The organism is Azospirillum cavernae (assembly GCF_003590795.1).
GTDB classification, from domain to species: domain Bacteria; phylum Pseudomonadota; class Alphaproteobacteria; order Azospirillales; family Azospirillaceae; genus Azospirillum; species Azospirillum cavernae.
The window spans coordinates 237,966-251,851 of sequence record NZ_QYUL01000005.1; the positions used below are offsets into that span (position 1 = coordinate 237,966).

The following is a 13,886-nucleotide window of genomic DNA, read 5'->3' on the forward strand; positions in this document are numbered from 1 at the left end:
ACCATCCCCATATAGGGGCGATTCCCCTGTCCGGTGATTGAGCGGCGACCGTGCGTTTTCCCGATCTGAGCAATGTTTTCGACGTCGGCGCCCTGATGGAGACCAACGTCCGTCTGGGCGTCACCGGCCTGCGCCGGTCGGGCAAGACGGTGTTCGTCACCGCCCTGGTGGACAATCTTCTGAAGGCGGGGCGGTTGCCCTTTCTGGACGTGGTGTCCACGGGCCGCTTCCAGGCGTCGCGCCTGCGTCCGCAGCCCGATCCCGACGTGCCACGCTTTGACGTGGAAGGGCATCTGGCGGCGCTGACCGGCCCGGAACCGCGCTGGCCGGAGACGACGAGGGGCATCGGCCAATTGCGCGTTTCTCTGCGCTACCGGCCCGGATCGGCCTTGATCCGCACGGTGCAGCCGATGGCGACGCTCAACCTCGACATCGTCGATTACCCCGGCGAATGGCTGCTCGACCTGCCGCTGCTGCGCCTGAGCTTCGCCGAATGGAGCGCCTTGACGCTGGAACTGGCCGCCCAACCGCCGCGCGACCGGCTGTCGGCGCTGTGGCGCGGCTGGCTGGGCGACATCGACCCAGCGGCCCCGGCGGCGGAAGACGACGCCCGGCGCGGCGCGGCGCTCTACACCGATTATCTGCATGATTGCCGCCGCGCCGACACGCTGCTCAGCCTCATCCAGCCGGGCCGTTTCGTCGAGCCGGGCGACCTGAAGGACGCGCCGTTGCTGACCTTCTGCCCCTTGCCCGGCGGCGCCTGCGGGCGCGGCAGCCTGTGGGAACTGATGGACGCCCGCTATGAGGCGTACAAAACCAACGTCGTCCGCCGCTTCTTCGCCGATCATTTCGCGCGGCTCGACCGCCAGATCGTGTTGATCGACGTGTTGGGGGCGCTGAACGCCGGGCCGTTCGGCATGGCCGACATGAAGCGCGCCCTGGAATTGAGCCTGGAGCCGTTCCGTCATGGCTCCTCGGGCTGGTTCGACTGGCTGTTCGGCGGCAAGATCGACCGGGTTCTCTTCGCCGCCACCAAGGCCGACCACATCGCCGCGCACCAGCACGCGCATTTGCGCGGCCTGCTCGACCAGTTGGTCGGCAACGCCCGCTCCACCATCCGCTTCGACGGGGCGGAGGTGGAGACCATGGCCATCGCCGCGCTGAAATGCACCGACAGCGTGACGGCGGAGCATGAGGGGCGGCAACTGCGCTGCGTGCGCGGAATTCCGGTGGGACGCGACCGCCCGACCGTGCTGTTCCCCGGCGAAATCCCGGAGGACGCCGACGCCTTCCCGCCGGGGCGCGAGCACCCATACAATTTCCTGCCCTTCCGCCCGCCCGCCGATCTGGGCCGCGACCCGCGCGGCCTGCCCCACATCCGGGTCGATCAGGCGCTGCAATTCCTGCTGGGGGATTATCTGGAATGAGCGACCAGTCCCACAGCGCGCGCGGCGTGGCTTGGACGCCGCCGATGGAGCTTGACCTCGCCGCCGCCGCCCCGCTGCCGGTGGCGGAGGAAGAGGCGCTGTTGACCGACAACCGGCTGGAGACGCTCCCCACCACGCCCGATCTGCCGGATCGGCCTGATCCGCCGCCGCGCCGGATCGGGCGCTGGCTGGTCGGGGCGGTGGCCGGGTTGTTGCTGGTGGCGGTGGGGCTGGACACGGCGGATTTGCTGGCCCGCGCCTTCGCCGCCAGCGCCGTTCTTGGCTTGGCTACGGCGCTGCTGGTGGCCGGGGCCGGCGTGGCCGTCGTCGGTTTGCTGATTGGCGAAGGACGCGCCCTGCGCCGTTTGCGGCGGATCGAGGCGCTGCGTGGCGAGGCCGAACGCTTGAGCCTTGACCAGCATCACGGGGCCGCCGCCCGCTTCGCTGGGGCGCTGACCGCGCTCTACGCCCCGCGCGTCGAGTTGCAACCGGCGCTGGCCCGCCTGCGCGACCACGTCACCGACGCGCACGACGACGGCGAAATCGTCCGTTTGCTGGACCGGGAATTGCTGACGCCGCTGGATCGCCTCGCCTACCAGCGCGTCTTGCGGGCGGCGCGGGACACGGCGGTGGCGACGGCGCTCAGCCCGTCGGCGCTGCTCGATCTGGCGGTCGTGCTGTGGCGCAATCTGAATTTGGTGCGCGAGATCGCCGCGCTTTACGGGGCGCGGCCCGGCTATTTCGGCTCGCTGCGGCTGACGCGCCGGATGCTGGCGAACATCGCCGTCGCGGGCTTGAGCGAAAGCGCCCATCATGTGGCGGTGGAGGCGCTGGGCGGCTCCATCGCCGCCGCGATCTCCACCCGGATGGGGCAGGGCGTCATCAACGGCTTGCTGACGGCGCGCGTCGGGCTGACCGCCATGCATCTGTGCCGCCCCATCGCCTTCGGCCCCGACAACCAACCCAGCCTGACCCGGATCCGTAAGGAATTGCTGACGCTGCCCAAACAGGTGTTGTGAGGGAGGGGGCGGATCGACCTGGCTCCACCCCCGGCCTGGTCAGGCGCCCGCGTTTTCCGGCTGTTGGTTGCGCACGGTGCCGATCATGTGCAGAGAGCTTTGCAGGCTCAGCTTGTCCAGCGCCTCGACCCGCAGGCTGGAGAAGATCTTGATGCGGCTTTCCAGCTCGACATAGGCGCGGCGGAAGGCGCGGCGGATCTTGTCTTCCGACCCTTCGGTGGCCGAGGGATCCTCGACGCCCCAATGGGCGGTCAGCGGCGCGCCGATGAAGGCCGGGCAGGTCTCGCCCGCCGCCTGATCGCAGACGGTGAAGACGAAATCCAGCGGCGGGGAGCCGGGCATGGCGAACTCGTCCCAGCTTTTGGAGCGCAGGCCCTCGGTCTTGTAATTGAAGGCTTCCAGCGTCGCGATGGTGTAGGGGTTGATCTGCCCCGCCGGGTTGCTGCCGCCTGAATGGGCGACGAAGCGTCCGGCCCCCCAGCGGCGCATCAGGCATTCCGCCATGATGCTGCGCGCCGAATTGTGGGTGCAGACGAAAAGGACGTTGTAAACTTTCTCGGACATGGCCCATCCCCCCAATCAGACCCGCCGCAAGGCACGGGCGGGCGGCGGCATCCTGCCGCGCCCGCTGGCCCCTTCTCAAATCAAGCTTTTGTGTCAGTTGTCTTGCATTGTATCAGTCGTCGCCATAGCCCGGCGCGGGTTCCCCGGCAAACGGCAGCGCCGCGCCCACCGGCGCCCGGCGGTGGCTGCCCACCATGTGGCGGAGCAGCACATAGAAGACCGGCGTCAGGATCAAACCGAACAGGGTGACGCCCAGCATCCCGAAGAACACGGCGACGCCCATGGCGTGCCGCATTTCCGACCCGGCCCCGGTCGACGTCACCAGCGGCACCACGCCCATGATGAAGGCGAAGGAGGTCATCAGGATCGGGCGCAGCCGCAAACGGCTGGCCTCGATGGCGGCCTGGACGGCGCTGCGGCCCTGATGCTCCAACTCGCGGGCGAACTCGACGATCAGGATGGCGTTCTTGGCCGACAGCCCGACCAGCACCATGAAGCCGATCTGGGTGAAGATGTTGTTGTCGCCGCCGGTCAACCACACCCCGGCCAGCGCCGACATCAGGCTCATCGGCACGATCAGCAGAATGGCCAGCGGCAGGGTCAGGCTTTCATACTGGGCCGCCAGCACCAGGAAGACGAGCAGGATGCTGATGGGGAAGATCCACAGCGCCGAATTGCCCGCCAGGATTTGCTGATAGGTCAGGTCGGTCCACTCGAACCGGACGCCGCGCGGCAGGGTTTCCGCCGCGATCCGCTCCGCCGCCGCCTGGGCTTGGCCGGAGGAGAAACCGGGCGCCGGGCCGCCGTTGATGTCGGCGGCGGTGTAGCCGTTGTAGCGCACCACCATTTCCGGCCCGTAGCTTTGGTTGACCGTCACCAGCGAGGACAGCGGCACCATCGCCCCTTGGGCGTTGCGGGTCTTCAGCAAACCGATGTCGGCGGATTCGGCGCGGAACGGCGCGTCGGCCTGCACGCGCACCTGATAGACGCGGCCAAAATTGTTGAAGTCGTTGACGTAGAGCGACCCCAAATAAATCTGCATGGTGTCGAACACGTCGCCGACCGCCACGCCCTGCTGTTTGGCCTTCACCCGGTCGAGATCGACGTCCAACTGCGGCACGTTGATCTGATAGCTGGAAAAGCTCGGCCCCAGCTCCGGCGTTTGCATCGCCTGCTTGACGAAGGCGCCGACCGCCGCGTTCAGCGCCTCATACCCCAGCGCGCCCCGGTCCTCCAACTGCATCTTGAAGCCGCCCAGCGTGCCAAGCCCCAGCACCGGCGGCGGCGGGAAAATGGCGACGAAGGCCTCTTTCAGCCCGGCGTAACGCTTTTGCAGATCACCGGCGATGGCCAGCGCCGACAGGGACGGATCATGACGCTCGGCGAAGGGCTTCAGCGTGACGAAGACGATGCCGGCGCTGGAACTGTTGGTGAAGCCGTTGACCGACAGGCCGGGGAAGGCGACGGCGCTTTGCACGCCGGGGCGGCTCAAGGCGATGTCGGTCATCTGGCGGATCACCGCTTCGGTCCGGTCGAGCGAGGCCCCGTTGGGAAGCTGGGCGAAGCTGATGAGATACTCCTTGTCCTGCGCCGGAACGAAGCCCATCGGCACCGCCTGCCCCAGAAACACCGTCAGGCCAAGCAGCCCGGCGTACAGGACCATCATCACGCCCTTGCGGCGCACCACCCCGCCGACGCCCCGGCCATAGCCGGTGGAGGCGCGGTGGAACACCCGGTTGAACAGACGGAAGAAGCCGCCGAACACCCGGTTCATCGCGCGGGTCAGCCAATCCTGCGGCTGGTCATGGCCGCGCAGCAGCACCGCCGCCAGCGCGGGCGACAGGGTCAGCGAGTTGAAGGCGGAAATCACCGTCGAAATCGCGATGGTCATCGCGAACTGCTTGTAAAACTCGCCCGACAGGCCGGACATCGCCGCCAACGGCACGAAGACGGCGACCAGAGTCAGGGCGATGGCGATGATCGGCCCGCTGACCTCCTGCATGGCGCGGTAGGTGGCCTCCTTGGCCGACAGGCCGGACTCGATGTTGCGTTCGACGTTTTCCACCACGACGATGGCGTCGTCCACCACGATGCCGATGGCCAGCACCATGCCGAACAGCGACAGCGCGTTGATCGAATAGCCCAACCCCAGCATCAGCGAAAAGGTGCCGACGATGGAGATCGGCACGGCCAGCAAGGGGATGATCGAGGCCCGCCATGTCTGAAGGAAGACGATCACCACCAGAACCACCAGCGCGATGGCTTCCAACAGGGTGTGGATCACCGCCTCGATGCTGGAGCGGACGAATTGGGTCGGGTCATAGACGATGCTGAAATCGACGCCATCGGGCATGTCGGCCTTCAGTTCCGCCATCGTCACGCGGACCTGGTCGGAAATCGCCAGCGCGTTGGCGCCGGGGGCCTGGCTGATCGCCATGGCGACCGCCGGTTTGTTGTCCAACAGAGAGCGCAGGCCATATTGCGCGGCGGACAGCTCGACCCGCGCCACGTCGCGCAGATAGGTCACGCCGCCGTCGGGGCTGGTCTTCAAGACCACCTCGCCGAACTCCTCGGCGGTTCTCAGGCGGCCGCGCGCGTTGATCGACAGTTGCAGCGGCACGTCGGGCAGGGTGGGCGACGCGCCGATGACGCCCGCCGCGACCTGGATGTTCTGCTCGCGGATCGCCGCCACCACGTCGGTGGCGGTCAGGCCGCGCTGCGCCACCTTGTTCGGGTCGAGCCACACCCGCATGGCGTAATCGCCCGAACCCCACAATTGCACCTCGCCGACGCCGGGAATCCGGCCCAGCCGGTCCTTGACGTTCAACAGGGCGTAGTTGCGCAGATAGGTCATGTCGTAGCGGTCGTTGGGCGACAGCAGATGCACCACCATGGTCAGGGTGGGGGAGCTTTTGACCGTCGTCACCCCCAGCCGCTGCACGTCGGACGGCAGGCGGGGCAGGGCCTGCGACACCCGGTTTTGCACCAGTTGCTGGGCCTTGTCCGGGTCGGTTCCCAGCTTGAAGGTGACGGTCAGCGCCATGTTGCCGTCGCTGTTGGCCTGCGACTGCATGTAAAGCATGTTCTCAACGCCGTTGATCTGCTCCTCCAACGGCGAGGCGACGGTTTCGGCGATGACCTTGGGGTTCGCGCCGGGGAACTGGGCGCGGACGACGACGGAGGGGGGAACCACCTCCGGGTATTCGGAAATCGGCAACTGGAACAGCGAGATCGCCCCCGCCAGAAACAGCGCCACCGACAGAACGCCCGCGAAGATCGGGCGATCAATGAAGAATTTTGAGATGTTCATGTGCGGCTCTCCGACGGGCGGCGGCTCAAATCTGTGGAGCGCTTAGGGCTTGGCGGCGGTTTGAATGGTTTCGGCGGCCTTGCTGTCCATCGCCACCGCGCGCGGGGCGACGCGGGATCCGGGGCGGGCGTGCTGGGTGCCGTTGACGATGACGCGCTCCCCCGCCGAAAGGCCGCCCGTCACCACCCGCAGGCCGCTTTGCAGCGCGCCCAAGGTGATGGGGCGGTACTGCACGCGGTCGTCGGCGCCGACGACCAGGACGAATTTCTTGTCCTGGTCGGTGTTGATGGCGCGGTCCTCCACCATCAGCGCGTCGTGCGGGGCGCTGCCGCCAACCTTGACGCGGGCGAACAGGCCGGGAACCAGCAGCCCATCGGAATTGTCAAAGGTGGCGCGGACGCGGATGGTGCCGGACGCCGCGTCCAGCCGGTTGTCGACATGCTCGACCACGCCCTGGCGCGAATAGCCGCTCTCGCTGGCCAGGCCAAGCTGAACCGGCACGTTGGCGGCGTCCTTCACGTTGGCGATGTGGCGCAGATAGGTCTGCTCGTCCACGTCGAAGGCGGCGTAAATCGGCGAGACCGACACCAAAATCGTCAAGGGGGCCGCCGCCGCGCCCGCCGCGACCAGATTGCCCACCGTCGCCTCGGCCCGCGACACCCGGCCCGACACCGGGGCCGTCACCTGGGTGTGGTCCAGGTTGAGGCGGGCGATCTCCAACGCCGCTTGCGCCGCCTTCAGGTTGGCCGCCGCCGCGCGCGCGGCGTTGTCCTTTTCGTCGAGCGACTGGCGGGAGATGGTGGCGTTCTGAATCAGGCGTTGGGCGCGGTCGAAATCGGCGGTGGTGAAGCGCAGTTGGGCTTGCGCGGCGGCGATCTGCGCCTCGGCCCGCGCGACTTCGGCCTGATAGGGGCGCGGGTCGATGGTGAACAGGATTTCGCCCTGCTTGACCAACGCGCCGTTGCGGAAATGCACGGCGACGACGGCGCCGGACACCTGCGGGCGGATCTCCACCCGCTCCACCGCTTCCAGCCGCCCGGAATAGGTTTGCCAATCGGTGATTTGCCGGGCGACGACGGGGGCGACGTCCACCTCGGGCGGCGGCGGAGCGGCGGCGGATGATGGCGCGTCAGCGCGGCTCTGGTTGATCGACAGGCCGCCACCGCCGACGACGACGGCGGCAGCGGTGGCGGCGCTGGCCGCCAGCAGAAGGACCAGTTTCGGGCGGGACAGGATGGGCATGACAAGCTCCCGGAAAAAAGACGGTTAAGCGGCTGCGGTCAGGCGGCGACGCAAGAAATCGGCGGCGGCCAGCAGGGCCGGGCGGTGGTTCGGCAAGGCGCGGTTGGAAATGGCGGGAAAGCGCGTGACCTCGGTCGGCACCCCCGCCGCGATCAGGTTGGCGGCGTAATGTTCCGCCTCGATCCGCAACACGTCGTTCTGCGCGGTGACGATCAAAGCGGGCGGCAGATTGGCCAGACGGCGGGATTCCAACGGGGCGGCGTAGGGGTGCAGCCGTTGCGACGCCTCGGGCAAATACGCGCGGTAGCATTTGGCGCAGGAGGCGACGGCCTCCTCGCCGCCCATCGCCTGGGCCTCGCGGATGGTGGTTTGGCTGGCGCGGGTCATGCTGGGATCCAGCATGGGGCCGAGCAACACTTGAGCTGCGATGGCGACCTCGCCCAGATCGCGGGCCAGAAAGGTCAAGGACGCGGCGACATGGCCGCCCGCGTCATGCCCGGCCACGCCCAGCGCGCCGGTGACGCCCAGTTCCTGCGCGGCGTCCTGTGTCCACAGGGCGGCGCGGTGGGCGTCGTGGGCGGCGGTGGGGAAGGGGTGTCGCGGGGCCAGCGAATAACCGACCGACACGACCAGCGCCGGAATGGTCTCGGCGATCATCGAGGCGGCGGTCTCCGCGTCCTCCAGCGATCCGCCGGTGAAACCACCGCCGTGCAGATAGAGCAGGGCCGGAACCGCCAGCCCGATCAACGGGCGGTAAAGCCGCAGCCGGATGTCCTGCGCGTGCCCGACGATGGTCCGGTCATCGACGACGAGCGGGCAGGGGGCGGGGTGTGTGACGCTGTGTGGCTGACGCGATGACCGATCCATGTTCCCTTGGCGCCCAGCGCCCCTTCCGCATTGCAACGCGGTGGAGTGTGGGCGGCGGCGGGATCACGATAAACAGCGGGTTGAAGCCAACACAATTCGGATTGGACGAACAATCACCCGGTCAGGGGGACACATCGGGAGGGGGCCAGATCAAACCACGCACAGGTTGGAGTCCGCCGCGTCCTCCAGCACGTTGGGCGGGGCGGCGGCCTTGCGGGCGGGTTTGGCGCGCTTGCCCAATTTCTCGCCGCAGTCTGGAAGGATGTCCTCGCCCTGCATCAGCGGGCAGCGCTCGAACAGCTCCGCCACCCAATCGACGAAAACGCGGACCTTGGGCGACAGATGGCGGTTGTGCGGGTAAAGCGCCGAAATCGGCACCAGCGGCGGACGCCAATCGCTCAGGATCTCGATCAAAGCGCCGTCGCGCAGATGCGGCAGGGCCATGAAGCGCGCCGGTTGGACGATGCCCAGCCCCTCCACCCCACAAGTCACATAGGCGTCGGCGTCGTTGACCGACACCTTGCCCTTCATGGCGACCTCCAGGCTTTCGCCGTCGCGTTCAAAGTGCAGGCCATAGAGCTTGCCGGTGCGGGTGAAGTAGTTGACGGCGGTGTGCCGCTCCAAATCCTCCAGAGTCGTCGGCAGGCCGTGGCGGGCGAGGTAGTCCGGGCTGGCGCAGGTGATCGGGCGAAAGGCCCCGACCCGCCGCCCGATCAAGCTGGAATCCTGCAAATCCCCGGCGCGCAGCACGCAATCGACGCCCTCTTGGATCAGGTCGATGGGACGGTCGCTCAACCCGATCATGATTTCGATGTCGGGGTATTTCGCATGGAATTCAGGAAGCGCCGGAATCAGCAGCAACCGCCCGATGGAGCCGGACATGTCCACCCGCAACCGCCCGCGCGGGGCCTTGCGCGTGCTGGTGAAGGAGGATTCGACCTCCTCCAGGTCGGACAGGATGCGGGTCGCCCCCTCCAGATAGGCGGCGCCGTCCAGCGTCAGGTTCAGCTTGCGCGTGGTCCGCTGCAACAGGCGGGTTCCCAGCGCCGCTTCCAGATTCTGGATGGTCGTCGTCACCGACGCGCGCGGCAGTCCCAGCGTTTCCGCCGCGCGGGTGAAGCTGTTGGTCTCGACGACGCGGACGAAAACGCGCATCGCGTGCAGTTTGTCCATGGTCCGTCCATCGACTGTGTGGCAAGACCGCCGCAAAACCGGCAGCGGACCGCTGTGGGCGGTTATCTAGGCCCCACAGAGGCCTTTGTCGATGGTCGCCGTCGGGATTTCTTGCCTCCCCCCGCCGTCAGGCTGGACGTTCGACCGCGATGGCCGTGGCCTCGCCGCCGCCGATGCAGAGAGAGGCGACGCCGCGCCGCAAGCCGCGCGCGGCCAGCGCGTGCAGCAGGGTGACGATCAACCGCGCCCCGGTCGCCCCAATGGGATGCCCCAGCGCGCAGGCCCCGCCATTCACGTTCAACGCGCTGGCCGGGATGCCCAAATCGCGTTGGGCGGCCATGGCGACGACGGCAAACGCCTCGTTGATCTCGAACAGATCGACGTCGGCGACCGACCAGCCCACCCGATCCAACAGCTTGCGGATCGCCGGAATCGGCGCGGTGGTGAACCAGGCCGGATCCTGGCTGTGGGTGGCGTGGCCAAGGATGGTGGCGAGGATCGGCAACCCCTCGCGCTCGGCCAACGAGCGGCGGGTGAGGATCAGCGCCGCCGCCCCGTCGGCGTTGGCCGAGGAGCTGGCCGCCGTGATGGTTCCGTCGCGGCGGAAGGCCGGTTTCAGGGTGGGGATCTTGTCCGCCGACAGTTTCAGCGGGTGCTCGTCCTGGGCGATCAGCCGGTCGCCGCCCTTGGCGGCCACGGTGATCGGGGCGATTTCATCGACGAACGCGCCGCTTTCAATCGCCGCGCGGGCGCGGGTCAGGGTTTCGATGGCGTAAGAATCCTGGTCGGCGCGGGTGAAGCCGTAACGCGCGGCGGTGGCCTCGCCGAAATCGCCCATCGGGCGACCGCCTTCATAGGCGTCCTCCAACCCGTCGAGCATCATGTGGTCGAACAGGCGGTCATGCCCGACCCGGTAGCCGCCGCGCGCCTTGGCCAGCAGATAGGGCGCGTTCGACATGCTTTCCATGCCGCCCGCCAGCGCGATGTCGGCGGATCCGGCGCGGATCAGATCATGGGCGAGCATCGTCGCCTTCATCCCCGATCCGCAGACCTTGTTGATGGTGGTCGCCCCGGTGGCGTCCGGCAGCCCCGCCCCGCGCGCCGCCTGCCGGGCGGGCGCCTGCCCTTGACCGGCGGGAAGCACGCAGCCCAGCAAAACCTCGTCGATGCGGTCGGCGGACAGGCCGGATCGGCTCAGCGCCGCCCGGACGGCGTGCGCGCCCAGCGCCGGGGCGGTCAAGCCGGACAAATCCCCCTGGAAGCGGCCAAGCGGGGTGCGGGCGGCGGCGACGATGACGACAGGATCGGACGGGTTCATGGCGTTTGGTCTTTCCAGTTGGGGGATGGACAGGACGTCACTGCGCCGTCAGGCCGCCATCGACGTTGATCGACTGGCCGGTGACGAAGGACGCGGCGTCGGAGCAGAGCCAGACCACAGCGGCGGCGATCTCTTCGGGACGCCCGACCCGCCCGATGGGGTGAAGCGGCCCCAGCGCGGCGTCCACCGCCGCCGCTCCGCCGAAGGAGCCTTGGGCCATCGGCGTCTGAATGATCGCCGGGCAGACGGTGTTGATCCGAACGCCGGATTTGGCGACCTCGATGGCGGCGCTGCGGCTCATGCCCTCCACCGCCGCCTTGCTGGCGGAATAGACGCTGTTGCCCGCCAACCCGATCTGGCCGAGGACGGAGCCGGTGGAGACGATGGCCCCCTTGCCCTGGCGCTGCATGATGGCGACCTCATGCTTCAGGCATAGCCACACGGCCTTCACGTTGGTGGCCATGATGCGGTCGAATTCCTCTTCGCTGGCCCCGGCCAACGGGCTGGCGCTGTGGACGCCCGCGTTGTTGAAGGCGAAATCCAGGCGGCCGAAATCCTGTTCGATCCGGGCGAAGAGGGCCGCGACATCGGCGGAATCGGACAGATCGGCGCGCAGGAACACGCCCCGACCGCTTCCACCCGCCTGCTCGATCAACGCCACGGTTTCCTGGCCTTCGGCCTCGCGCCGTCCGGTGACGATCACGGTGGCCCCGGCCTTGGCGAAGGCCAACGCGGTCGCCCGCCCGATGCCCGAGGTTCCGCCTGTCACCAAGGCCACGCCACCCGTCATGTCCGTCATTGCTCTGCTTCCTGTTCAAAGCCCGACCGAGGCAGCGCGGTTGCTGTTTGGTCGGGCGCGGTTTATGATGACGATCATCATGAATGATTTTTTGATGATGACAATCATGAATAAACGCGGACGCCGTCGCTCGACGCGCGTCTGCGTTGCGTGGAGGGCGGGGCGTGAAGGTTTCCAAGGAAAAGGCGGCGGAACACCGCGCGGCCATCGTCACGGCGGCGGGGCGGCTGTTCCGCGAACGCGGCTTTGACAAGGTGGGGGTGGCGGAAATCACCAAGGCCGCCGGTCTGACCCATGGCGGCTTCTACGGCCATTTCGCGTCCAAAGACGCGCTGGCCGCCGAGGCGTGCGACGCCGCGTTTCAAGAGAGCTTAAACCGGCTGGCCCAGGACGAGGCGACCGCCAACGGGCCGCTGGCCGCCTTCCTCGACCGCTACTTGTCGGAACTGCACCGTGACCGGCCCGACGCCGGTTGCCCGATGCCGGCCTTCGCCACCGAGGCCGGGCGGCAGGATCCCGCCGTGCAGGCGCGCTTCACCAGCGGGGTCGAACGGTTCGTCGCGGTCGTGCGCGACCGCTTGCCGCCATCGGTCGCGCCGGAGGCGGAGCGCAACGCCCGCGCTGTGACGATTGTGTCCGCGCTGGTCGGCGGCGTGGCGCTGGCCCGCGCCACCGCCCAGACCGATCCGGCGCTGTCACAGGCGATTTTGACCGGGCTGCGCGGGCAATTGGAAGGGTTGATCGGCGGTGGGGCGTAACCGCCCCCAGCCCCTCAATCCAGCCGCTCAATCCAGCCCCTCAATCCAGCCCCTCAATCCAACATGGGGTGTCCGGTTTCGATGCGGACCAGGGCGGCCAGCAGCGGCGCGCCGATATCGCGGCGGACGAAGTTGCTGGATTTCTCCGCCGCGTTGATCGCCAGTTGGAAACTGCGGCGCCAACGGTCGTCGTTGTAGAGCGCCTTTTCCGCCTTGGCCCTTTGCGCCAGAAGGCCGGGGCGGCGACCGGCGGCGTCATCGGCCAGCTTGCTCAGCCGTTTCATCAGGTCATTGGCGGTGGTTGGGTCGCCGCGTTTCAACGCCGCTTCGATCAGTTCGGCGTAAGCCTCCCCCCGGATGTCGGTGTCGGCCACCTGCTCGGCGTAGGCCAGCGCGGGCGCGCCCTCGCCACGGCGGGCCATGCGGCCCAGCACCGCCGGGATGGTCCAGGGGTTTTCATCCTGCACGGTGCGCAGCAGCGACAGCGCCAACGCGGCGTCGCCCATCTCCGCCGCCGCCACGGCCAATTCCGGCGGGCAGCACTCGCCCCGCGTTTCCTTGAATTTGGAGAATTGGGTTTCCACAATGTTCAGAAACAGGGTGCGGGCCTGCGCCTCTTTCCCGGCGCGCAGCAGGGTTTGCGCGACCAGCCCCAACTCCCACGAGCAACCGCGCGAGGTCGCGAAGTTTTTGGCCTCCTCGGCCAGCGCGTTGGTCAATCCCAGATCGCCCCGCCACGCGGCGGCCTTGGCGATGTCGGCGAGGTTGTAGATCCGGGTCGAGCAATCGGCGATCTGCCGGGTGATGTCCAACGCCAGTTGGGTCTGTCCCATCAGGGTCAAGGCGCGGGCGACGAAGAGATCCTGGCCCGAACTGTCGGCGACCCCGCCGCGCCGGACGGCGCTGACGAAGGGGGCGACGATTTCCTTGGCGCGTCCCGTGTCGCCGATCTGGTGATAGGCGACGGCCAGCGACAGCCAATCCCACCGGGCGGCGGCGATGGGGGTTTCCACCGGCGGCAGCATCTCGCCGATCCGGTGCAGGAAACACAGGCTGGCCAGCGGCTCGTTGCAGACCATGGCGCGGATGCGGGCGCGGAAATCATAGAAATCGAAATCGCCAACGAACTGGTTGGTGACGAGTTGCACCGCCAGCGCGCTGTCGGGGTATTTGGTGACGATCTCGTTGAACAGCTTGTCGGCGTCTTTCAGAAGGCGTGATTCCTCGGCGACGTCGAGGCTGTTGTCGGCTTGCTTAATCAGTTGCAGAGCCTGAACGAACATCCGGTTCGCCGGTCCGGATTCCTGCGCCATGGCCCCGCCGGTCGCCATCGCCGCCAAGACCAGCGTGACGAGGACAAACAATGCGCAGCGGAAGAGCGTGGTCATACGGGCGAAGGCGGAGGCCAT

At 67.9% G+C, this 13,886-nt stretch carries 11 protein-coding genes; 3 read left to right on the forward strand and 8 right to left on the reverse strand.

Translation table 11 applies throughout. The features are described 5' to 3' along the window. Positions 1–50: 50 nt before the first annotated feature. Positions 51–1,427, forward strand: coding sequence for a YcjX family GTP-binding protein (locus D3877_RS26465; RefSeq protein WP_238475105.1), 1,377 nt, complete (start codon positions 51–53; stop codon positions 1,425–1,427). Then, positions 1,424–2,446, forward strand: coding sequence for a YcjF family protein (locus D3877_RS26470; protein WP_119833794.1), 1,023 nt, complete (start codon positions 1,424–1,426; stop codon positions 2,444–2,446). Before D3877_RS26465 ends, D3877_RS26470 begins: the two co-directional genes overlap by 4 nt. Before the next feature lie 39 nt (positions 2,447–2,485). Here D3877_RS26470 and D3877_RS26475 read toward each other — a convergent pair whose 3' ends face one another. The 7 genes from D3877_RS26475 to D3877_RS26505 all read right to left on the reverse strand — a co-directional run bounded on the left by D3877_RS26475 (position 2,486) and on the right by D3877_RS26505 (position 11,719). Continuing rightward, the gene (locus tag D3877_RS26475) at positions 2,486–3,010 is read right to left on the reverse strand and encodes an arsenate reductase ArsC (protein WP_119833795.1); all 525 of its coding nucleotides are present in this window, start codon (positions 3,008–3,010) and stop codon (positions 2,486–2,488) included. A gap of 112 nt (positions 3,011–3,122) precedes the next feature. Beyond that, positions 3,123–6,320, reverse strand: a complete 3,198-nt coding sequence (locus D3877_RS26480; RefSeq protein WP_119833796.1) for an efflux RND transporter permease subunit — start codon at positions 6,318–6,320, stop codon at positions 3,123–3,125. A 42-nt stretch (positions 6,321–6,362) separates the two neighbouring features. Further along, a complete protein-coding gene (locus D3877_RS26485; RefSeq protein WP_119833797.1) occupies positions 6,363–7,562 on the reverse strand; it encodes an efflux RND transporter periplasmic adaptor subunit in 1,200 nt (399 codons plus the stop codon). Positions 7,563–7,586: 24 nt separating this feature from the next. After that, a complete protein-coding gene (locus tag D3877_RS26490) occupies positions 7,587–8,429 on the reverse strand; it encodes an alpha/beta hydrolase (RefSeq protein WP_119833798.1) in 843 nt (280 codons plus the stop codon). A gap of 150 nt (positions 8,430–8,579) precedes the next feature. Continuing rightward, on the reverse strand, positions 8,580–9,602 hold the full coding sequence (locus D3877_RS26495) for a LysR family transcriptional regulator (protein ID WP_119833799.1): 1,023 nt from the start codon (positions 9,600–9,602) through the stop codon (positions 8,580–8,582). A 127-nt stretch (positions 9,603–9,729) separates the two neighbouring features. Continuing rightward, positions 9,730–10,920: an acetyl-CoA C-acyltransferase gene (locus D3877_RS26500; RefSeq protein WP_119833800.1), complete on the reverse strand. Its 1,191-nt coding sequence runs from the start codon at positions 10,918–10,920 to the stop codon at positions 9,730–9,732. 37 nt (positions 10,921–10,957) lie between these two features. After that, positions 10,958–11,719: an SDR family oxidoreductase gene (locus tag D3877_RS26505; RefSeq protein ID WP_119833801.1), complete on the reverse strand. Its 762-nt coding sequence runs from the start codon at positions 11,717–11,719 to the stop codon at positions 10,958–10,960. 164 nt (positions 11,720–11,883) lie between these two features. On the opposite strand from D3877_RS26505, the gene D3877_RS26510 reads away from it, so the two are divergent. After that, a complete protein-coding gene (locus D3877_RS26510; RefSeq protein ID WP_119833802.1) occupies positions 11,884–12,477 on the forward strand; it encodes a TetR/AcrR family transcriptional regulator in 594 nt (197 codons plus the stop codon). A gap of 53 nt (positions 12,478–12,530) precedes the next feature. Here D3877_RS26510 and D3877_RS26515 read toward each other — a convergent pair whose 3' ends face one another. Beyond that, complete coding sequence (locus tag D3877_RS26515) at positions 12,531–13,886, reverse strand: hypothetical protein (RefSeq protein WP_238475106.1); 1,356 nt, start codon at positions 13,884–13,886, stop codon at positions 12,531–12,533.